Genomic DNA, 20,106 nt, shown 5'->3' on the forward strand with positions numbered 1-20,106 from the left:
CCGGATGGTGCGCCGTATCCGGTTCGGGAGCCATGACCGCGTGCCACGCGCCGTACGCAAAAACGCCGTCGACTGGAAACAGTACGACCCCGGCAAGTTCTACGACGAGCTGATCAGCTCGCCCGGCCATGCACGCGCCGCCGCGCGCGGGATCGTGTCCTACCTCCAGACCCTGACCGAGAAGCACCTGCAGCACCGCCAGCAGGCCGCCGACCTGGCCATCAAGGAAATGGGCATCAGCTTCACCGTCTACAGCGAGGGTGAGAACATCGACCGCACCTGGCCGATGGACGTCATCCCGCGCGTCATCGCCGCCGCCGAGTGGCGGCGCCTGGAAGCCGGCCTGATCCAGCGACTGACCGCGCTGAACCTGTTCATCGACGATGTCTATCACCGGCAAAGGATCATCCGGGACAAGGTCTTCCCGGCGGAAATCATCCAGAGCTCGAAGGATTTCCTCAAGCAGTGCATCGACGCCAAGCCGAAACACGGCGTCTGGGCGCATATCTGCGGTTCCGACCTGGTGCGCGACAGCGACGGCACGGTCTATGTGCTCGAGGACAACCTGCGCGTACCCTCCGGCGTGTCCTATATGCTGGAGAACCGTGCCATCACCAAGCGGGTGCTGCCGCAGCTGTTCCGCAAGCACAGCATCCTGCCGGTCGACGATTACCCCTCGCAGCTGTTCGACATGCTCACCTCGCTGTCGCCGCGCGCATCGCGCAGTCCCGAGGTGGTGGTGATGACACCGGGCATCTTCAACTCGGCCTACTTCGAGCATTCCTACCTGGCACAGCGCATGGGCGCGGAACTGGTCATGGGCTCGGACCTGGTGGTGGGCGACGACGACTGCGTCTACATGAAGACCATCCAGGGTCTGGAGCGCGTCGACGTGATCTACCGCCGCGTCAACGACGACTTCCTCGATCCGGAGGCATTCCGCCCCGACTCCATGCTCGGCACGCCGGGGCTGCTGCGCGCCTGGCGCGCCGGCAAGGTGGGCCTGGCGAACGCGCCCGGTGCCGGCGTCGCCGACGACAAGGTGGTCTACACCTACGTGCCCGCCATCATCAAGTACTATCTCGGCGAGGATCCGATCATCCCCAACGTGCCATCCTTCCTCTGCGTCGATGCGCAGCAGCGCAAGCATGTACTGGCCAATCTCGACAAGATGGTGGTCAAACCGGCCAACGAATCCGGCGGCTACGGCATGCTGGTCGGCCCGGTTGCGAGCAAGGCGGAACGCGCGAAGTTCGCCGAACTCATCGAGCGCAGCCCGCGCAACTACATGGCGCAACCGGCGCTCAACCTGTCGACCGCACCCACCCTGTGCAATGGCCGGATCGAGCCGCGCCACCTCGACCTGCGCCCGTTCATCCTGCAGGGGAAGAGCCACTACGTCACGGCGGGCGGCCTGACCCGCGTCGCGCTGCGCAAGGGCTCGCTGGTGGTCAACTCCTCCCAGGGCGGCGGCAGCAAGGACACCTGGGTCGTCGACACGGAGGCGAAATAGATGCTGTCCCGGGTCGCCGAACGCCTGTACTGGATGGCACGTTATATCGAGCGCACCGAGAACACGGCGCGCCTGATGCTGGTGCAGCATCACCTGGTGCTGGACCTGCCGGCGCATATCCGGCCGGGCTGGGACCTGGCGATCGGTGTGCTCGGCACGAGCGCGGAGTTCGCGGCGCTGCCCGGCAAGCCGACGGAGAAGAACATCATCGGCTTCCTGTTCGGCAGCCGCGACAACCCCAGTTCCATCCTGAGCTCGCTGGCCGGCGCGCGCGAGAACATCCGCACCACGCGCGAGGTGTTGCCGACCGAGGCCTGGGAGCGCATCAACAGCCTCTACCTCAGCGTCGCGCAGCGCGGTCCGCGCGGTCTGCCCGGCAGTATCCGGCACAAGGTGCTGAACGACATCGTCCAGCGCTGCCAGCAGATCACCGGCATGCTGGCTGGCAGCATGAACAACGATGCGGCCTACCAGTTCATCCGCATCGGGCGCAACCTGGAACGCGCCGACATGAGCACCCGCATCATCGACACCGCCTCGGCCCGGCTTATGGGCGAACGCGAGGAGATCCTGCCCTACCGCAACGTGCTCTGGGTCAGCGTGCTGAAGTCGCTGAGCGCCTACCAGATGTACCGGCTGAGCGTGCGGCGCAACGTCAACCCGGAGGACGTGCTGCATTTCCTGCTCGAGAGCAAGGTGTTCCCGCGCGCCCTCGCGCACACCCTCGACGAAATCGATACCAGCATCGGCCTGCTGCCACGCAACCAGGAAGCGCTCGCCGCCATAGCCGCGGTCAAGCGCGCCATGAAAAAATCCGATACCGGCGAGTTGAGGAATGCGGCGCTGCACGCCTTCATCGACGACCTGCAGCTGATGCTGGAGGGCATACACACCGCCATCAAGCGCACCTGGTTCGATCCCGCGACCGGCAAATGAATCCGGGCGGGTCGCGCCCTGCCCGGGCATATCCCCGCCCGCCCCTATCGGGGATCATGTCGAATACCCCCGCGCGGCATCCAAGGGTGCCAGGAAGGCGCAGCCTGCCGGGGTTTTGCCGGCGCGAAATCGGCGGTGTAGTGGTACGCGGACGCGGCCCGCGCTACGACAGAGCCATCACCCTGCAGGTGCGCATGACATGCGCGAATACCGGCGGCGTGACGGTTCGCGGGCGCGTTCGCACTATGTCTGGCGCTGGCCGTCCTGCGGCAGGATCAGCACGTTGGATTCGGCCGTGCGCTTCTCCCACTCCAGATGCGGCAGCCCGGAGAAGGCGTCCTTGAGCGCCTCGTTCCAGTGCTGGCGGATCGCGCGCAGGTAATCGTCGTCCTCGTCGAAGCGCAGGTAGTGGTCGCTTTCGTAGGTGCTTTCCTCGTACACCAGCAACTCGATCGGCGGCCCCACGGTGGCGTTGGAGCGCAGGGTCGAATCCATGGACACGATGGCACAGCGCGCCGCATCCTCCAGCGAGGTCTTGCGCGTCAGGATGCGGTCGAGGATCGGCTTGCCGTACTTGCTCTCGCCGATCTGCAGGAACGGATTCTCCTCAGAATCGGTGATGAAATTGCCGGCCGGATAGATCATGTAGATCGCCATACCGCCGCCCCGGATCTGGCCGCCCACCAGGATGGACGCCGAGGTATCGATCCCGCTCGTGGTCGGTGACGACTGCGCCAGGGTCTGTTCCTCCTGGCTGACCTTGCCGACGTAGCGCGCCACGTCCACCATCTTCTTGCAGGTGCGCAGATTCGTCTTGTCGGGTTCGTCCAGGTCGCTTTCGATATGGCTGATGATGCCCTGGGTGGTGGCGAGGTTGCCTGCCGTCAGCAGCACGAACAGGCGGTCGGGTGACGGCTTGAACACGTGCATCTTGCTGTAGGACGAGAGCATGTCGGGGCCGGCGCTGGTACGCGAATCCGAGCAGAACACCAGGCCGTCCTCGGTTGCGACTGCCACACAATAGGTCATAGTACGTTCCTGTCAGATCCACACGGGCAACACCCGATTATGAGCATCATAGAGGCTTTGACGGTGGCGCGCTAGCCGGGCGCACGCCCGGCCTCCGGACTTGCCGAATCCATAGTATGATTAAATATCAATCAGTTGAAGCGCTAATCTCAACGTACCGGGAGCATGATGCCGGTATCGGCGCGTGGCTGACGCGGACACGGCCGGCTCCCCGGACCATGGCGCCGCAAGCGCCGGCGCGACCTATCAGTTGCGGAAGAACAGGTTCAGGATAAGACTCAGCACGATGCTGATGACGAGCATGGAGGTGATCGGGATGAACACCGTGCCGTGCTCGCCTGCGCGGCGGATATCGCCCGGCAGGTGCCCGAACCAGCCGCACAGACCCGGGGCGTAGCTGAGGACCAGACCCAGCACGACCAGGACCAGACCCAGCACGATCAGGACCCTGCCCGCGCCCATCGCTCAGCCGCTCAGCCGGCGCAGGAACTGCTGCAGGTGCAACGCCTCGAAGCGGTTCCGATCCCAGACCTCGTCCGTCAGCCGCTCGCGCGCCTCGGGCCGCAACACATAGGCCCAGGCCTGCAGCGGCCGGTCGTCCGCGTCGCTCACCACCACGCGCCGGCGCATGTAATAGTCGCTCTCGAAGGCATCCAGCCGTTCCAGCTGGGCGTTGCCGAGCGCATTGTAGAGCACGCCGCGCGTCTGCGCCCCCTCCTCCGGCACGATCCCCGGAAACACCTCGCCACGCAGTGTGTAACAGCCATAGTTCTCCAGCACGACCGGCATCCCAGGATAGTGATTGCCGCTGACCTGCTCCATGATCTCCGGATACTGCAGGGTGCCGTAACAAAACAGCCGCATCTTGTGTTCCTCGTCCGCTGCCACCGGCATGCCGGACCGGCACGCCGCCTGTGGTCACCTAGTGTAACCGCTGATGAAATTCGTCATTGCGAGAATCGGAGTGACGCAGCAATCACAAATCGATTGATATCACATGGCGATTGACCGCTCCCGGCTTCCTGTCTCCGCAACGGCGGGAATATCCAGTTTCCCTATGATACATAATCATCCAGGCCGAGCACGGCACGCGCGTTGGCCGTGGTCACCGCCGCGACCTGCGCCTCGGGTTCGCCCCGCACCTGCGCCAGCGCGGTCAGGCAGTACGGGAGGTACTCCGGACTGTTGCGCTCGCCGTGATGCTGCGCCACGGTCATATCGGGTGCATCGGTCTCCAGCACCAGCGCCGCCAGCGGCAGCGCCCGGGCCAGCGCGCGCAGCTTGCTGGAGCGCTCGTAGGTCAGCATGCCACCGAAACCGAGCCGGAAGCCCAGGTCCCGGTACTGTTGTGCCTGTTGCAGGCTGCCGTTGAAGGCGTGACAGATACCTCCGCGCACGCCTGCACGCCGCAGCGTCGCCAGCACCGCATCATGTGCCTTGCGCACATGCAGGATCACCGGCAGGTCCGCGTCACGCGCGATCGCGAGCTGCGCCTCGAACAGCTGCCGCTGGCGGTCGTGATCGAGACCCGGCACGTGGAAGTCGAGCCCGATCTCGCCGATCGCGAGCGGACGGCGCACGGCGACCCAGTCTGCGAGCCGCTGCAGGTCGGCCCGTGTGTGCGTATCGAGGTAGACGGGGTGCAGCCCGAGCGCCGGGTAAAGGCAGGCAGCTCCGGCGCACAACGCCCACAGCCCCTCCCAGGTCGCAGCCTGCACCCCGGGCACCACGATCGCGCCCACCCCGGCCGCGCGCGCGCGCGCCAGCACCGCGGCACGGTCGGCGTCGAACTCCCCGACATCGAGGTGACAGTGGGTGTCGATCAACTCCATGCCGCGATTGTATGCCGGCGGCCAATTGTCGCCCAGCCGTTTTCTGGTATGTTGCCGGCATGACGCACCCGGACCTGCCGCACAGCAGCGGCGACATCGACTTCGAGCGCCGTTTCGGCGGCATCCGTCGCCTGTACGGGGCGGCGGCGCTGGAACGGTTCCGCGCCGCGCACGTCTGCGTGCTGGGTATCGGCGGTGTCGGCTCCTGGGCTGCCGAGGCGCTGGCCCGCTCGGGCATCGGCCGTTTGACGCTGATCGACCCGGACCACGTCGCCGAATCGAATATCAACCGCCAGCTGCCCGCGCTGGACAGTACCCTGGGCCGTGCCAAGGTCCAGGTCATGGCGGCACGCATCCATGCGATCAATCCGCACTGCAACGTCTTCGGCATCGAGGAATTCGCCGGCATCGACAACATCGCGCACCTGGTCGCGCCGGGCCTGGATTTCGTCATCGATTGCATCGACGGCTTCCGCGTCAAGGCGCACCTGGTCGCACACTGCCGGCGCGCCAGGATCCGCATCATCACCGTGGGCGCGGCCGGCGGTCAGACCGATCCAACCCGCATCCGCGTGGTCGACCTGAGCCGCACCGAGCACGACGCGCTGTGCGCCAAGACGCGGCGGCTGTTGCGCACCGCTTACGGCTTCCCGAAGAACCTCAAGCGACGCTTCGACGTGCCCTGCGTCTACTCGGAGGAGAACCCGATATTCCCCGCCGCCGATGGCTGCGTCAGCCCGGCGAAGCCCGACCACCATAGCCTCGGCGGGCTTACCTGCGCCGGCGGCCTCGGCTCGGCGATGCCGGTCACCGCCGGCTTCGGCCTGGCCGCGGCCGCCTACGTGCTAAGGAAACTGGCGGCGCGACGGCAGGAATGACCGGAACCTGTCGCAGCAACCCGCGCGCACCGCATCACTGGCCGCTACCCTGGGGGGCCGGGCGAATTCCGCAACCGGCTGCGTTGCGACTCGCGCTCGCCGCGCCGGGAACCGAAATCGCCACGGTCGCTACCACGCGGAATTATGCGGCAGATTCCGGGTCGAACCTGTCCGGCAAACCACACCGGTGACCGTGCCATCAGTTCGGCGATTTCGCCCGCGCGGATGCAATAACGGATTCGTCCAGATTCAGACCATCACCACAGCGGCATCCTGCCCCAGCGCAACCAGGACAATCACCACCATGACCAGCAAACACTCACACTCCGGGATGCATTACCTGCTGCAGGGATTGCGTCTCATCCGCATGCGCGGCCTGCGCCGCTACGTGATCGTGCCGGTACTGCTCAGCACGCTGAGCTTCACCGCCGCCATCGCCGGCTTGACCTGGTGGCTGGAGAGCCTGCTCGACCCGCTGCTCGCCAGGCTGCCGGACTGGCTCGACTGGCTGCGCTATCTGCTCTGGCCGCTGTTCGTGCTGAGTTTAGTGCTGATCGTGTTCTACGGGTTTTCGATCCTGACCAACCTGCTGGCGGCACCGTTCAACGGCATGCTCGCCGAGGCGGTGGAGCAGCACCTCACCGGCCAGCCGATCGAGACCGGCGGCTGGCGTGCGCTGCTGCACGACATCGCACCCAGCCTGCTCTCCGAGCTGCGCAAGCTGCTGTACTTCGCCCTGCGGGCGCTGCCGCTCGGCATCCTGTTTCTGGTGCCCGGCATCAACATCGCGGCGCCGTTCCTGTGGGCGCTGTTCAGCGCCTGGATGCTGGCGATCGAGTATCTCGACTATCCCATGGCCAATCACCAGCTGCGCTTTGCCGCGCAGCGCCGGCTGCTGCGCGGCAACCGTCTGCTCGCCTATGGCTTCGGCGGCAGTGCGTTGCTGCTCACCATGGTGCCGCTGCTGAACTTCATCGCCATGCCGGCCGCGGTCGCCGGCGCCACGGCCCTGTGGGTGGATGAATTCCGGGACCTGCAAACCCCGATGTAGGAGCGCGGGCATGCCCGCACGCGGCACGCGTATATCCATGTACGTCGCGCGAACGCCGGTGGCAATGGCATGCGCGGACGCGGTCCGCTCCTACAACAGGTATTCCTGCAGGCGCCGCACCCCCTCCTGCAGAGTCTCCAGCGCGGTCGTGTAGGCAAACCGCACGTGTGATTGCGCCCGGTTGCTGCCGAAGTCGATCCCGGGCGTGATCGCCACGCCCGCCTCTTCGAGCAGCTGCTGCGAGAAGGCATAACTGTCGGCGGTGAAGCGGCTGCAGTCGGCATACAGGTAGAAGGCACCAGCCGGTGTCACCGGGATATCGAAGCCCAGCGCGCGCAGTGCGGGCAACAGGTAATCCCGGCGGCGCCGGAATTCCGCGCGGCGCTGTTCCAGGATTGCGAGGTTATCGGGTTCGAAAGCGCGCAGCGCGGCATGCTGCGACAGCGTCGGTGCGGCGAGGAACAGGTTCTGTGCCAGCTTGTCGAGCGCCGGCACCAGCATGCGCGGCGCCACCAGCCAGCCCAGGCGCCAGCCGGTCATGCCGAAATACTTGGAAAAGCTGTTGATCACCACGATATCGCCGGATACGGCCAGTGCCGTGACGGCAGCATCGTCGTACACCAGACCGTGATAGATCTCGTCCACGATCAGGCAGCCGCCCTGCGCCTGCGCGATATCGAGATAGGCGCGCAGCGTGTCGGAATCGAGCAGACTCCCGGTCGGATTGGAGGGTGAAGCCACCAGCAGGGCCGCGGTCCGCGTCTGCCAGGCGCTGCGCACCTGCGCGACCGCAGGCTGGTAATTCGTGACGGCGGCGACCGGCAGGCTGACCGGCTCGCCGCCGAGCAGATGGACGAAATTACGGTTGCAGGGATAGCCGGGATCGGCGAGCAGCACCCGGTCGCCGGGATCGACCAGCGCAGCCAGCGCCAGCTGCAGCGCGGCCGAGGCGCCGGGCGTGATCACGATACAGGCCGGGTCGACCTCGACGCCGTAATGCGTGCGATAGTATCCGGCAATGCGCTGGCGCAGTTCCGGCAGTCCGGTCGCCGGCGTGTAGTGGGTGAACCCGGCCGCCAGAGCGGCATGCCCGGCCTCGATCACGGGTTGCGGCGTAGTGAAATCCGGCTCGCCGATCTCCATGTGGATGATCGATCGCCCGGCGGCCTCGAGTTCGCGCGCACGCGCCAGCAGCGCCATGACGTGGAACGGCTGGATCAGCTGCATGCGCCGGGCGGTTTTCATCGTTCACGCACCCGGCTGCCGCACGGCCCGGGCATGCAGTCGTCGCAGGAAGCCGGCATCGACCAGCCCATCCGGCGCCGGTTCCCCCGCGAGTACCGTGCAGGGCTGGTCCGGTTCGCCGAGGTGATCGAGCACCAGTGCGGCACCGGTAAAATCCTGGTGCGCGGTATACGGGTTGACCGTGACCAGCGTGACCACGCCAGCGGCGCGCGCCGAGCGCAGTCCGTTCAGCGAATCCTCGATGGCAATGCAGGCCTGTGGCGGCAGACCCAGCTTTGCGAGCGCGTAATCGTAGATGTCGGGCGCCGGTTTCTTGCTGGGCACCACGCCGCCGGCGGCTATCACCTCGAACCAGTCGTGCGCTGCCTCGCTGAAGGAATGCTCGAGCAGCGCCGTGATATTGTCCGGCGTGGTCGTGGTCACGATGGCCAGACGCAGGCCGGCGCCACGGATGTCGCGCAGCAGTCGCTCCACGCCCGGTCGCAACGGTACCCGGCCGCCTGCCAGGGCCTCGATGTAATGGACGGTCTTGCGCCGGTGCAGGTCCGCAATGAAGGCATCGGCATCCGTCGGCAGCGTGTAGTCCGGGCGCTCGCGGCTCAGGTAGTAACGGATGCGCTCCTTGCCGCCCGTCACGGCCAGCAGGTCATGGTACAGGGCACGATCCCATACCCAGTCGAGCCCCGCCTCGGCGAATGCCGCGTTGAATGCCAGGCGGTGCACCTCTTCGGTATCCGCCAGCGTGCCGTCGACGTCCAGCAGGACCGCCTGCAGTTCAGCTTCCATGTCACGCTCCCTCTGTATCCACTCCGGTACGGCGTGATCCCGTCAGATCGCCGCAAACAGGCCGATTTTCCGGCCTGCCGGTATTCTTGACTAATAGTAAAAGTGGCGTATAAATAACGCCCCTATAATGTTTCCCCGCCGGATATGATACCTGAGCGCGGTAAATTTTAAACAGAAACATCAACTCAATCAGCGAGTTAAAAAACACCACCCGGAGAAGATCCAGATGGCTGTAAAAAAGAAGGCAGTAAAGTCGACGGCAGCGAAGAAGAAGACCGCCGCACGCACGAAGACCGCGAAAAAGACGACCGCGAAGAAGGCCGCTGCGAAGAAGACGACTGCCAAGCAAGCCGCACCGAAGAAGCCCGCCGCGAAAAAGACCGCACCGAAAAAGGCGACGCCGAAAAGCGCCGCCCCGGTGAAGAAGGCCGCACCGGTGAAGAAGGCGGCAGCACACAAGCCGGCGCCCGCGCCGGCAGCCCTGCGCCCGGCAGCACGCAAGAAATCCAGCGGCCAGATCGGACCGGTGCCGGGTATCGCGCCCTACACGGAAAAGAAGGGCGAGGATTACATGAACGAGCGCCAGGTCGCGCACTTCCGCAACATCCTGGAGACCTGGAAACGCAGCCTGATGGAGGAGGTCGACCGTACCGTGCATCACATGCAGGACGACGCGGCCAACTTCCCCGATCCGAATGACCGTGCGACCCAGGAATCCGAATTCAGCATGGAACTGCGGGCACGCGATCGCGAGCGCAAGCTGATCAAGAAGATCGAGGAATCGATCCGCCATCTCGACAACGACGACTTCGGCTACTGCGAGGCCTGCGGCGTGGAGATCGGCGTCAAACGCCTCGAGGCGCGTCCGACCGCCACGCTGTGCATCGACTGCAAGATCCTCGACGAGATCCGCGAGAAGCAGATGGGGTGATGCCTGCAGGGACGCAGGGATATCGCGCGAGGCAGTGACGCCGCTAGCGATGCCACATCAAACACTCGACTTCCTGCAAGTCTATCCGCGGTAAACCATCGTCACGGTTTCAGCGTATGACTGAAACACATCGATACCGCGGTCGCTTCGCACCCTCGCCAACCGGCCCGCTGCATTTCGGTTCCCTGGTCGCCGCCGTGGGCAGCTGGCTCGACGCGCGCCACCATCACGGCGCGTGGCTGGTACGCATGGAAGACCTCGACCCACCGCGCGAGATGCACGGCACCGCGGACGCGATCCTGCGCACGCTCGAGGCCTACGGACTGGAATGGGACGGCAGCGTCGAATACCAGAGCCGGCGCAGCAGGCACTACGAGGCGGCACTGGCGCAACTGGCCGAGGACGGACATCTCTACCACTGTGCCTGCACCCGGCGTGAGATCGCGGACAGCGCCATCGGACCGGACGGCAGCGGTATCTATCCCGGCACCTGCCGCAACGGGCTGCCCCCGGGAAGGCAGGCTCGCGCCGTACGCGTGCGCGTCTACGACACCACCATCCGGGTGACAGACCTGCTGCAGGGCCCGCTGCAGCAGGCGCTCGCGGCGGAAGCGGGCGACTTCGTGCTGCGCCGCGCGGACGGCCTGTATGCCTACCAGCTCGCCGTGGTGGTCGACGATGCCGCGCAGGCGATCAGCCACGTGGTGCGCGGCGCCGACCTCCTCCGTTCCACCCCGCGCCAGGTCCACCTGCAGCGACTGCTCGGGTATGCCACGCCAGACTACCTGCACCTGCCGGTCGCCATCGACGACCGCCACGAGAAGCTCGGCAAGCAGACCCGCGCACCCGCGCTCGCATCCGCGCGGGCGGTCACCACCCTGCTCCAGGTGCTGGAATTCCTCCGGCAGCCGCTGCCGGAGGGCGCCCGGGACGCCAGCCCGGGCGAACTCCTGCACTGGGCAGCCGCGCACTGGAACCGTCAGGCCCTGCCCGCAGAACGCGAGTTGACCGCGCCGCCGGCATTTCAACATGCCGCGCCCACAGGGCTATAATCAGGTCCGGTCGACCCACAATAACCCACAGCGGAGCACAATATGTCCGACACCAAGGTCTACGACGTTCCGGAATCATTCGCGCGCCGGGCGCACCTCGACGCGGCACAGTACCAGGCCATGTACCGGCAGTCTGTCGACGATCCCGCCGGCTTCTGGGCCGAGCAGGCGGACAAGTTCCTGACCTGGGAGCAGCGCTGGGACAAGGTGGTCGAAGCGGATTTCACCCGGGGGCACATCCGCTGGTTCGAGGGTGGCAAACTCAATGCCTGCTACAACTGCGTCGACCGCCACCTGGACCAGCGCGCCGCCGCAACCGCGCTGATCTGGGAAGGCGACGACCCCGCCGATGCTGCGCATATCAGCTACGGCGAACTGCACGAGCATGTCTGCCGCCTGGCCAATGTGCTCAAGGCGCGCAAGGTCGGCAAGGGCGACCGCGTCTGCATCTACATGCCGATGATCCCCGAGGCCGTCTATGCCATGCTGGCCTGCGCGCGCATCGGCGCCATTCACTCGGTGGTATTCGGCGGATTCTCGCCGGATTCGCTGCGGGGCCGCATCCTCGATTCGGACTGCCATACCGTCATCACGGCCGACGAAGGCGTGCGCGGCGGCAAGACCGTGCCGCTCAAGGCCAATGTCGACAAGGCACTGGAGGACTGTCCCAACGTGGACACCGTCCTCGTGGTGCGGCGCACCGGCAACAGCGCGGTGCCGTGGCACGCGGAACGCGATCTCTGGTATCACGAGGCGGTGGCGCCGGCATCGACCGAGTGCGCGATCGAATGGGTGGATGCCGAGGACCCGCTGTTCATCCTCTATACCTCGGGCTCCACCGGCAAGCCCAAGGGCGTGCTCCACACCACGGGCGGCTACCTGCTGTATGCTGCCATGACCCACAAGTACGTGTTCGATTACCACGACGGCGACATCTACTGGTGCACCGCCGATGTCGGCTGGATCACCGGGCATACCTATATCGTCTACGGACCGCTGGCCAACGGCGGCCTGTCGCTGATGTTCGAGGGCGTGCCGACCTACCCCGACGCCTCGCGCTTCTGGCAGGTGTGCGACAAGCACAAGGTCAACACCTTCTACACCGCGCCCACAGCGCTGCGCGCGCTCATGCGCATGGGCGAGGCGCCGCTGGCGCAGACCTCGCGCGCGAGCCTGCGCCTGCTCGGCACAGTCGGCGAACCGATCAACCCCGAGGCCTGGGAATGGTATTACCACAAGGTCGGTGCTGCGCGCTGCCCGATCGTCGACACGTGGTGGCAGACCGAAACCGGCGGTCACATGATCACGCCGCTGCCGGGAGCGACGCGGCTGAAACCCGGCTCCGCGACCCTGCCCTTCTTCGGCGTGCAACCGGCCATCGTCGACAACCAGGGCAAGATCCTCGAGGGCGAGGCCGAGGGCAACCTGGTCATCACCCATACCTGGCCGGCGCAGATCCGCACCGTGTACGGCAATCACCAGCGCCTCATCGACACCTATTTCTCCGCCTTCCCCGGCATGTACTTCACCGGCGACGGCGCACGCCGCGATGCGGATGGCTATTACTGGATCACCGGGCGCGTGGATGATGTGCTGGTCGTATCCGGCCACAATCTCGGCACCGCGGAGTTGGAAAGCGCCCTGGTCCTGCACCCGGCCGTGGCCGAAGCGGCGATCGTGGGCTTCCCCCATGATATCAAGGGCCAGGGTATCTATGCCTACGTCACCCTGGTCAACGGCGTCGAGCCGAGCGAGGCACTGCGCAAGGAGTTGATCCAGCACGTACGCCGGGAGATCGGACCGATCGCAACGCCCGATATCATCCAGTGGGCACCGGGACTGCCGAAGACGCGTTCGGGCAAGATCATGCGCCGCATCCTGCGCAAGATCGCTGCCAACAAGATGGACGAGCTCGGTGACACCTCGACCCTGGCCGATCCGGCGGTGGTTGACGACCTGGTCGCCAACCGGGTCACCACCTGAGGGGCCGGTTACCGGCGGGGGTGTACGCAAACGGCGCATGATAACGACCAGCGCATTCCGGCCGGCCTGGTGGCTGCCCGGGGCGCATCTGCAGACACTCTATCCCGCGCTGTGCCGGCGGCGGGTGGTGCCGCCGCTGACCCGCCAGCGGCTGGAGCTGCCGGACGGCGATTTTCTCGACATCGACTGGACCGCGCCCGCAGACGGCCTGCGGATTCTGGTGCTGCATGGCCTGGAAGGTTCGCTCGAATCCCATTACGCCGGTGGCCTGCTGGACCGACTTGCAGGCGCGGGTCACCAGGCGGGACTACTGTATTTTCGCGGCCGCAGCGGCGAGCCGAACCGCCTGGCCCGCAGCTATCATTCCGGTGACACCGCGGATCTCGAGCATGTCGTCGCGCTGCTGCATGCGCAGCGGCCGCGGCGCGGGATCGCAGTGGTAGGCTACTCGCTCGGCGGCAACGTCCTGCTGAAATGGCTGGGCGAACAGGGTACCCGGGCGCCAGTCGTCACCGCCGTCGCCATCTCCGTGCCGTTCGATCTCGACCGCGCGGCGCGTCGGCTCGATCAGGGGCTGTCTCGGATTTATCGCAACCACCTGCTCGGCAAACTGCGACAGTCGGTCAGCGCCAAGGCAGCCCGACACGATCCGCCCGTGCCGCTGCACGCGCTGCGCGGCCTGCGCAGCTTTCGCGCCTTCGATGCCGCCGTGACCGCCCCGCTGCACGGTTTCGCCGGTGTCGACGACTACTATTCGCGTGCCAGCAGCAGGCAGTATCTGGCCGCGATCCGCGTGCCGACCCTCATCCTGCAGGCCCGCGACGACCCGTTCCTGCCGGCTGCGGCCCTGCCGGGTGCTGCGGAGCTTGCTGCCGGCGTCACGCTGGAACTGTCGGATCATGGCGGTCACGTCGGCTTCGTCGCCGGACCCCATCCGCTGCGACCGGTATTCTGGCTGGAACGGCGGATCGTGGAGCATCTGGCCGCTTATGCCTGAGGCACCGGCGCGGACGGCGGCCTGTCGCATGTGACGGGGTTCTCAAGCGTCCCGCGCCGGCGCCGATAACGCCCCTGTAGCGCTGTCCCTGCAACCAACAGCCACAGGCGGAAATCCCGAATATGATCAAGGGCATTCTCGGCATCATCCTGCTGCTCGCAGCCACCGTGGCCCAGGGCGACATCTGGACCAACCTGTTCAAGCAAAAGCTCCGTGAAGCCAACCAAGGCGACAGCGAGGCCCAGTACGACGTCGGCACGATGTACCTGAACGGACGCGGCGTCCAGGCCAGCCGGGCGACCGCCGTCGATTGGTTCACCAAGGCCGCCGATCAGAACAATCCGCAGGCCATCACGCGGCTGAAGCTGATGCACGAGAACGAGGCACGCTACCAGAAGACCCTGGCGGACGCGGAACGGGGCGAGCGTGACAGCCAGTACGAACTCGGTAACATGTACACCAAGGGCATCGGCATCGATGTCGACTACCCCAAGGCCATTGCCGCCTACGAACAGGCTGCCGCCCAGGGCCACGAGAAAGCGGCCTACAAGCTGGGGCTGCTCTATTACGAAGGCAGCGGCGTGGCGGCCAACAAGCAGACCGCCATCGAGTGGTTCCGCAAGTCCGCGACCAGCAACTACCCGGCGGCCCAGTACTACCTCGGCAGGATGTACGCTGCCGGCGAAGGCACCGCCCGGGATCCGGAGCAGGCACTGGTATGGCTCGGCAAGGCGGTCGACGGCGGTTTCGACCAGGCGCGCGGCGCCATGATCGACGTCTCCGAGAGCATGGCCCAGGCTGCCGCACCGCCGGAGCAGCCGCCAGCCGCTGCGACACCGGAACCGAAACCGAAGCCGAAACCCGCCCCCGCCGCGCCCGCACGCAAGCCGACCCGCAGCAGCCCCGCGGCCGAGCACGCGGAAGCGACCTGGAGTTTGGAGGACCTGATGCTCGCTGCTTGGTATCGCGACAGCGAGCCCGTCACCTTCCTGCCGTCAGCCATCAACAACTGCAAGGTCGAGGAAGACCGGCTCGTGTGCCTGAGCGATGACCAGACACGCCGCTCCGGCGAGAACCTGATCAAGTTCAAGACCAAGGCGATTATCAGTCATTTCACCGACGCGGGTGCCTTCGATATCACCTACCGCAATCTGGTGATCGATGCCAGCCAGGTCGCCAGCGCGGACACAGACGCCGCGAACAACGACGATGACGACAGCGCCGTTACGGTCAAGACCGGCTGGGGCACGCCACACTCGCTGGAATGCGAGTTCAAAAACCAGGGCACACTGACCTGCGTGAAGAACGGCTCCTACCGGATGATCCTGACCGCCCCCCAGCGCCTCATCTCGGGCAAGTAGTACCCCCCGCTCCCGCGCCCCCTGCCGCCATGGCCGGTTGTCAGCGCCAGGCCGCACGGGCATCATAGTCGCTAGCCCGGCTGCGACCACGTGCATGACAGCATGCCGGCACCCCGACTCCCGTCGCATCAAGGAGAATGACATGCTTGCCACGGGCGATATGGCACCCGCCTTCGAACTGCCGGATGCGGACATGCAGCTGCGCTCGCTGGCCGAATTCGCGGGCACGTGGGTGGTTCTTTATTTCTACCCGCGGGATGACACCCCGGGCTGCACCATCCAGGCGAACGAGTTCACCGACCTGCTAGACGAATACAGCGCCGCCGGGATACAGATCCTTGGCGTCAGCGCGGACGACTGCTTCAGCCACCAGGCATTCCGCCAGAAGTACGGCCTGAAAATCATCCTGCTGGCGGATACCGAGCAGGAGGTCTGCACGCAGTACGGGGTGATCCAGGAAAAGGAAAAGGACGGCGTCCGCAGGACCGGTATCGTGCGCTCGACCTTCGTGATCGCCCCGAACGGCAGACTGGCCCACGTCGAATATGGCGTAACCCCCCGGGATCACGCACGCAGGACGCTTGCCCTGATCAGTGATCTGGCCGCGTCTTACCCGCGCTAGCCGTGCGCCAGCGTCTGCGCCTCACCAGTGTGAGGGCAGGTGGCCGCGGATCTCGTTCGCATCGAACTGACCCAGATTCTTCTCCAGTTCCGACACCGTCACCCCCGGCGGCAGGTCGAGATGCTGCCGGAGTTCGCCGAGCAGGCGCGGTCCGGCAACCAGCAGGAGCCGCTTGCAGCGACCGTCCTGGCAGGCGGCCTTCAGGTAGGCGCCGATTTCCTTGGCGAAGCGGATCTGCTCCTGCTCCACGGGATCGACCGCGGTGCCCATGGCATGCCTGCCCGCGCCCTTCGAGTCGAAGGCGCGCCCCGGCCGGTCGGCATTGATGTCACGGGCATGTTTCAGCGCCTCCGGGTGCTCCAGCGTTTCCAGCTGCTGCAGACCACCCTGCGGGTCATCCATACCGAAGATCCGCGCCTGACTGCTATCTGCCACTACGATCCAGCGACTCGACATAACACCTCCGTCTGACATCCATAAAGAGCGAGTTGAATTGCGCCTACCCTATACCGGCGCCGGCGCGCCCATTTTGACCAGGATCATGTATTCAGGACGCGCGCTGCCGGCGCTCGCGTCGACCTGGCCGGGCGGTGTAGCTCAGTGCCCGCGCCGCCTTGCCGTTATCTGTACCAAGACCCCGCCGCAGGCGCCGACAGCACGGCATGCCCGTGCCGTTTCCATTGCGAAACGCGATGTTACAGCCGGCCGGGCCGATTTGTCCGGCATCCGCAATCAGAGGATAATAGCCGTGAATGACAATAATCCGGACGCAACAGCGTCAATAATAACAAGCCGATAGATTGCGCGGTACGCCAGGTCATGAAACTCCACCTCAAGCGGGACGAGCCCGCAGGCGCGGGCCTCGCGCGCATCAGCCGCGAATTGTGCGCCCGGGCACGCCGGGCGACAGCACGCGGCGACACCCTCACCGATCAGGCCGTATTCGAATTGCGCAAGACCGTCAAGAAACTGCGCGCGCTACTGCGCATCACCCGGCCCGCGCTGACACCGGACACGTTTCGGGAAACCGACCGGCTGCTGCGCGACTTCGGCCGGCTGCTCGGCCGCCCGCGCGACGCCGCCGTGCTCGTCGCGACATACGATGACCTGCTGGCGTACTTTCGGCCGTTGCCCGACGAGAGCGCGCTGCAACCGCTGCGCAACGCGCTGCACTGCCGTTACCTGGTCGCCCAGGAGGATCTCCTGCTGGCCAACGAGGAACATGCACTGGCCACCCGCTTCGGCCTGATCGAACGCCACGTTGCCCAGCTCGACCTGACGCAACTGTCGGATGCACAGCTGCTGCAGGGTATCCGCAAGTCGTACCGGCGCTGCCGCGGGCTGCTGCGCCAGCTGCATCGTGAACCGAGCACGGAGAACAGCCACGACCTGCGCCGGCAGGTCAAATACACATGGAACCAGCTGCGGCTGCTGCGCAAACGTGATCCGCAGCGACTCGAACCTTTCATCGCCGGATTGGACACACTCGGCCGACACCTGGGCAAGGACAGCGATCTCGCCCTGCTCGTGGATGTCCTGCAGCGTCACCCCGAAACGGGTTGCGGCCATATCCGGACGGAATTGATCATCGCGCTGGCTGAGGCCCGGCGCACCGCGGTGCTGACCGCGAGTCTGCGCCTGGCCGACCGGCTGTTTGCCGAGCCGCCCGGACGCTTCGGCAGTCGGCTGGCGCCGCACGCCGGCCAGCGCTGAACGGCCGCAATAAAAAAGGGGCCGCAGCCCCCTTTTCAGCGGAACCGGGTGCGGTCTCAGCCCTCCTGGCTGTCCTGTCCCACCGCCTTCATACTCAGGCGGATACGGCCCTGCTTGTCAACCTCGAGCACCTTGACCTTGACGATATCGCCCTCGGCCAGCTTGTCGCTGACGTTCTGCACGCGCTCCTCGCTGATCTGCGAAATGTGCACCAGACCGTCCTTGCCGGGCAGGATGGTGACGAAGGCGCCGAAGTCCATCAGCTTGGCGACCTTGCCGTCGTAGACCGAGCCCACCTCGACATCGGCGGTGATCTGCTCGATGCGGCGGCGTGCCTCGTTACCGGCCTCGAGGTCGACCGAGGCGATCTTCACGTTGCCGTCGTCGTCGATGTCGATGCTGGTGCCGGTCTCCTCGGTAATGGCGCGGATGGTGGCGCCACCCTTGCCGATCACGTCGCGGATCTTGTCGGGGTTGATCTTCATGGTGATGTAGCGCGGCGCGTAGGCGGAGACTTCCTCGCGCGGGGCGGTAATGGCCTTGTTCATCTCACCGAGAATGTGCATGCGCCCGGCATTGGCCTGTGCCAGCGCCTTCTCCATGATCTCGCGCGTGATGCCCTGGATCTTGATGTCCATCTGCAGCGCGGTGACGCCCTTGGAGGTACCTGCGACCTTGAAGTCCATGTCGCCGAGGTGATCCTCGTCACCCAGGATGTCGGTCAGCACGGCATAGTCATCGCCTTCCTTGATCAGGCCCATGGCAACGCCGGCGACCGGTGCGCTGGTCGGGACACCCGCGTCCATCAGCGACAGACTGCTGCCGCACACGCTGGCCATGGAGCTCGAGCCGTTGGACTCGGTGATCTCGGAAACCACACGGATGGTGTAGGGAAAGCTGTCCTTGGGCGGCATGACCGCAGCGACACCGCGCTTGGCGAGCTTGCCGTGGCCGATCTCGCGGCGCTTGGTCCCGCCAAGCCGCCCCGTCTCCCCGACACAGTAGGGCGGGAAGTTGTAGTGCAGCATGAAGGCTTCCTTGCTGTTGCCGGCCAGGGTGTCGATCAGCTGCGCGTCACGTTCGGTACCCAGCGTGGTGACCACCAGCGCCTGGGTCTCGCCGCGGGTGAACAACGCCGAACCGTGGGCACGCGGCAAGACTCCGGTACGGATGGTGATCGGACGCACCGTGGCGGTATCGCGACCGTCGATGCGACGCTCGCCGGCCAGGATGCGCCCGCGCACGAGCTTTTTCTCCAGCTTGCCGATCGCGGCCTTGATCTCGTCCGCCGAGAACCCGCTGTCCTCGGTCGCGAGCTTCTCGACCAGTTCCGCACGCACGGTGTTCAGCGCACCATAGCGTTCCAGCTTGTCGGCGATCTTGTAGGCGGCGGCGATACTGTCCGTACCGGCGGCGGCGACCGTTTCCATGAGGCTGGTGTTTTCTTGCGGCGCGGTCCATGCCAGCGGCGCGGTATTCACCTCGGCGGCGAACTCCTTGATTGCCCTGATCACTGCCTGTTGCTGCTCGTGACCGAACACCACCGAGCCCAGCATGATGTCCTCCGGCAGCTGTTTCGCTTCCGACTCGACCATCAGTACGGCGGTTTCGGTGCCGGCCACGACCAGGTCGAGTTCCGACACTTCCATCTGCTTGGTGGTCGGATTCAGGACGTAGTTGCCGTCGATCCAGCCGACGCGTGCGGCGCCGATGGGACCGGCAAACGGCAGGCCGGAAATCGTTACCGCAGCGGAAGCGCCGATCATGGCCGGGATGTCCGGATTGACCTGCGGATCGTAGGAAATCACGGTCAGAATGACCTGGACCTCGTGCGTGAAACCCTTCGGGAACAGCGGGCGCAGCGGGCGGTCGATCAGGCGGCTGATCAGCGTTTCCGCTTCGCTGGGACGGCCCTCGCGGCGGAAGAAGTTGCCGGGAATCTGGCCGGCGGCGTAACCCTTCTCCTGGTAGTCGACCGTGAGCGGAAAGAAGTCGCGACCCTCGACGGCGGTCTTGTCGCCGACCACGGTGGCAAGGACCTGGGTATCTCCCATGCTGACAATGACCGCGCTGCACTGGCGGGCGATTTCACCGGTTTGCAGGGTGACCGTCTGGTCGCCGTACTGGAAGGACTTTTTGATTACACTCACGAGTTGGTTCCTTATGCTTGAACGGTC

The 20,106-nt window shown here is 65.7% G+C and carries 19 protein-coding genes; 11 read left to right on the forward strand and 8 right to left on the reverse strand.

Features of this window, described 5'->3' with window-relative positions:
• The first annotated feature begins 40 nt into the window (after positions 1–40).
• Positions 41–1,513: a circularly permuted type 2 ATP-grasp protein gene (locus R3F42_13640; protein MEZ5543065.1), complete on the forward strand. Its 1,473-nt coding sequence runs from the start codon at positions 41–43 to the stop codon at positions 1,511–1,513.
• Positions 1,514–2,449 (forward strand): alpha-E domain-containing protein, encoded by a 936-nt coding sequence (locus R3F42_13645; protein MEZ5543066.1) that lies wholly within the window; start codon positions 1,514–1,516, stop codon positions 2,447–2,449.
• Positions 2,450–2,692: 243 nt separating this feature from the next.
• Here the strand turns inward: R3F42_13645 and R3F42_13650 are convergent, their stop codons facing one another.
• The 4 genes from R3F42_13650 to R3F42_13665 all read right to left on the reverse strand — a co-directional run bounded on the left by R3F42_13650 (position 2,693) and on the right by R3F42_13665 (position 5,310).
• The gene (locus tag R3F42_13650; GenBank protein ID MEZ5543067.1) at positions 2,693–3,478 is read right to left on the reverse strand and encodes a peptidase; all 786 of its coding nucleotides are present in this window, start codon (positions 3,476–3,478) and stop codon (positions 2,693–2,695) included.
• 246 nt (positions 3,479–3,724) lie between these two features.
• Positions 3,725–3,940 carry a DUF2905 domain-containing protein gene (locus R3F42_13655; GenBank protein MEZ5543068.1) on the reverse strand — a complete coding sequence of 72 codons (216 nt, stop codon included), beginning with the start codon at positions 3,938–3,940 and terminating at the stop codon, positions 3,725–3,727.
• Between the two features lie 3 nt (positions 3,941–3,943).
• On the reverse strand, positions 3,944–4,372 hold the full coding sequence (locus R3F42_13660) for a gamma-glutamylcyclotransferase family protein (protein MEZ5543069.1): 429 nt from the start codon (positions 4,370–4,372) through the stop codon (positions 3,944–3,946).
• A gap of 161 nt (positions 4,373–4,533) precedes the next feature.
• Positions 4,534–5,310, reverse strand: a complete 777-nt coding sequence (locus tag R3F42_13665) for a TatD family hydrolase (GenBank protein ID MEZ5543070.1) — start codon at positions 5,308–5,310, stop codon at positions 4,534–4,536.
• A 59-nt stretch (positions 5,311–5,369) separates the two neighbouring features.
• On the opposite strand from R3F42_13665, the gene R3F42_13670 reads away from it, so the two are divergent.
• Both R3F42_13670 and cysZ read left to right on the forward strand, forming a co-directional pair.
• A complete protein-coding gene (locus R3F42_13670; GenBank protein MEZ5543071.1) occupies positions 5,370–6,188 on the forward strand; it encodes a tRNA threonylcarbamoyladenosine dehydratase in 819 nt (272 codons plus the stop codon).
• Positions 6,189–6,492: 304 nt separating this feature from the next.
• Positions 6,493–7,239: a sulfate transporter CysZ gene (gene cysZ, locus R3F42_13675; GenBank protein MEZ5543072.1), complete on the forward strand. Its 747-nt coding sequence runs from the start codon at positions 6,493–6,495 to the stop codon at positions 7,237–7,239.
• 90 nt (positions 7,240–7,329) lie between these two features.
• Here the strand turns inward: cysZ and R3F42_13680 are convergent, their stop codons facing one another.
• On the reverse strand, positions 7,330–8,484 hold the full coding sequence (locus tag R3F42_13680; GenBank protein MEZ5543073.1) for a pyridoxal phosphate-dependent aminotransferase: 1,155 nt from the start codon (positions 8,482–8,484) through the stop codon (positions 7,330–7,332).
• 3 nt (positions 8,485–8,487) lie between these two features.
• Positions 8,488–9,270 carry an HAD family hydrolase gene (locus tag R3F42_13685; GenBank protein ID MEZ5543074.1) on the reverse strand — a complete coding sequence of 261 codons (783 nt, stop codon included), beginning with the start codon at positions 9,268–9,270 and terminating at the stop codon, positions 8,488–8,490.
• A 226-nt stretch (positions 9,271–9,496) separates the two neighbouring features.
• On the opposite strand from R3F42_13685, the gene dksA reads away from it, so the two are divergent.
• From dksA to R3F42_13715, 6 genes are all read left to right on the forward strand, one after another.
• Positions 9,497–10,201, forward strand: a complete 705-nt coding sequence (dksA, locus tag R3F42_13690; protein MEZ5543075.1) for an RNA polymerase-binding protein DksA — start codon at positions 9,497–9,499, stop codon at positions 10,199–10,201.
• A gap of 116 nt (positions 10,202–10,317) precedes the next feature.
• Positions 10,318–11,253, forward strand: a complete 936-nt coding sequence (gene gluQRS, locus R3F42_13695; GenBank protein MEZ5543076.1) for a tRNA glutamyl-Q(34) synthetase GluQRS — start codon at positions 10,318–10,320, stop codon at positions 11,251–11,253.
• A 42-nt stretch (positions 11,254–11,295) separates the two neighbouring features.
• Complete coding sequence (gene acs / locus R3F42_13700) at positions 11,296–13,236, forward strand: acetate--CoA ligase (protein ID MEZ5543077.1); 1,941 nt, start codon at positions 11,296–11,298, stop codon at positions 13,234–13,236.
• A 37-nt stretch (positions 13,237–13,273) separates the two neighbouring features.
• A complete protein-coding gene (locus tag R3F42_13705; GenBank protein MEZ5543078.1) occupies positions 13,274–14,233 on the forward strand; it encodes a hydrolase in 960 nt (319 codons plus the stop codon).
• Positions 14,234–14,355: 122 nt separating this feature from the next.
• Positions 14,356–15,594 carry a tetratricopeptide repeat protein gene (locus R3F42_13710; protein ID MEZ5543079.1) on the forward strand — a complete coding sequence of 413 codons (1,239 nt, stop codon included), beginning with the start codon at positions 14,356–14,358 and terminating at the stop codon, positions 15,592–15,594.
• Positions 15,595–15,736: 142 nt separating this feature from the next.
• Entirely contained in the window at positions 15,737–16,216 is a 480-nt protein-coding gene (locus R3F42_13715; protein ID MEZ5543080.1) for a peroxiredoxin, read from the forward strand.
• Between the two features lie 21 nt (positions 16,217–16,237).
• Here R3F42_13715 and R3F42_13720 read toward each other — a convergent pair whose 3' ends face one another.
• Positions 16,238–16,690, reverse strand: a complete 453-nt coding sequence (locus R3F42_13720) for a host attachment protein (protein ID MEZ5543081.1) — start codon at positions 16,688–16,690, stop codon at positions 16,238–16,240.
• A gap of 345 nt (positions 16,691–17,035) precedes the next feature.
• Between R3F42_13720 and R3F42_13725 the strand changes: the two genes are divergently transcribed.
• Complete coding sequence (locus R3F42_13725) at positions 17,036–17,929, forward strand: CHAD domain-containing protein (GenBank protein MEZ5543082.1); 894 nt, start codon at positions 17,036–17,038, stop codon at positions 17,927–17,929.
• Between the two features lie 56 nt (positions 17,930–17,985).
• Here the strand turns inward: R3F42_13725 and pnp are convergent, their stop codons facing one another.
• Entirely contained in the window at positions 17,986–20,079 is a 2,094-nt protein-coding gene (gene pnp / locus R3F42_13730; protein ID MEZ5543083.1) for a polyribonucleotide nucleotidyltransferase, read from the reverse strand.
• Positions 20,080–20,106: the final 27 nt, after the last annotated feature.

This window comes from Pseudomonadota bacterium (assembly GCA_041395565.1).
Classification (GTDB): Bacteria; Pseudomonadota; Gammaproteobacteria; order UBA9214; family UBA9214; genus UBA9214.

Bases quoted from the DNA above. Each gene is read 5' to 3' on its own strand.
- acs (MEZ5543077.1), top strand. From the start codon at position 11,296: ATGTCCGACACCAAGGTCTACGACGTTCCGGAATCATTCGCGCGCCGG.
- R3F42_13705 (MEZ5543078.1), top strand. From the start codon at position 13,274: ATGATAACGACCAGCGCATTCCGGCCGGCCTGGTGGCTGCCCGGGGCG.
- R3F42_13725 (MEZ5543082.1), top strand. From the start codon at position 17,036: ATGAAACTCCACCTCAAGCGGGACGAGCCCGCAGGCGCGGGCCTCGCG.
- R3F42_13660 (MEZ5543069.1), bottom strand. From the start codon at position 4,372: ATGCCGGTGGCAGCGGACGAGGAACACAAGATGCGGCTGTTTTGTTAC.
- R3F42_13655 (MEZ5543068.1), bottom strand. From the start codon at position 3,940: ATGGGCGCGGGCAGGGTCCTGATCGTGCTGGGTCTGGTCCTGGTCGTG.
- R3F42_13665 (MEZ5543070.1), bottom strand. From the start codon at position 5,310: ATGGAGTTGATCGACACCCACTGTCACCTCGATGTCGGGGAGTTCGAC.
- R3F42_13720 (MEZ5543081.1), bottom strand. From the start codon at position 16,690: ATGTCAGACGGAGGTGTTATGTCGAGTCGCTGGATCGTAGTGGCAGAT.
- dksA (MEZ5543075.1), top strand. From the start codon at position 9,497: ATGGCTGTAAAAAAGAAGGCAGTAAAGTCGACGGCAGCGAAGAAGAAG.
- R3F42_13710 (MEZ5543079.1), top strand. From the start codon at position 14,356: ATGATCAAGGGCATTCTCGGCATCATCCTGCTGCTCGCAGCCACCGTG.
- R3F42_13645 (MEZ5543066.1), top strand. From the start codon at position 1,514: ATGCTGTCCCGGGTCGCCGAACGCCTGTACTGGATGGCACGTTATATC.
- R3F42_13715 (MEZ5543080.1), top strand. From the start codon at position 15,737: ATGCTTGCCACGGGCGATATGGCACCCGCCTTCGAACTGCCGGATGCG.
- R3F42_13650 (MEZ5543067.1), bottom strand. From the start codon at position 3,478: ATGACCTATTGTGTGGCAGTCGCAACCGAGGACGGCCTGGTGTTCTGC.
- R3F42_13685 (MEZ5543074.1), bottom strand. From the start codon at position 9,270: ATGGAAGCTGAACTGCAGGCGGTCCTGCTGGACGTCGACGGCACGCTG.
- cysZ (MEZ5543072.1), top strand. From the start codon at position 6,493: ATGACCAGCAAACACTCACACTCCGGGATGCATTACCTGCTGCAGGGA.
- gluQRS (MEZ5543076.1), top strand. From the start codon at position 10,318: ATGACTGAAACACATCGATACCGCGGTCGCTTCGCACCCTCGCCAACC.
- R3F42_13680 (MEZ5543073.1), bottom strand. From the start codon at position 8,484: ATGAAAACCGCCCGGCGCATGCAGCTGATCCAGCCGTTCCACGTCATG.
- R3F42_13670 (MEZ5543071.1), top strand. From the start codon at position 5,370: ATGACGCACCCGGACCTGCCGCACAGCAGCGGCGACATCGACTTCGAG.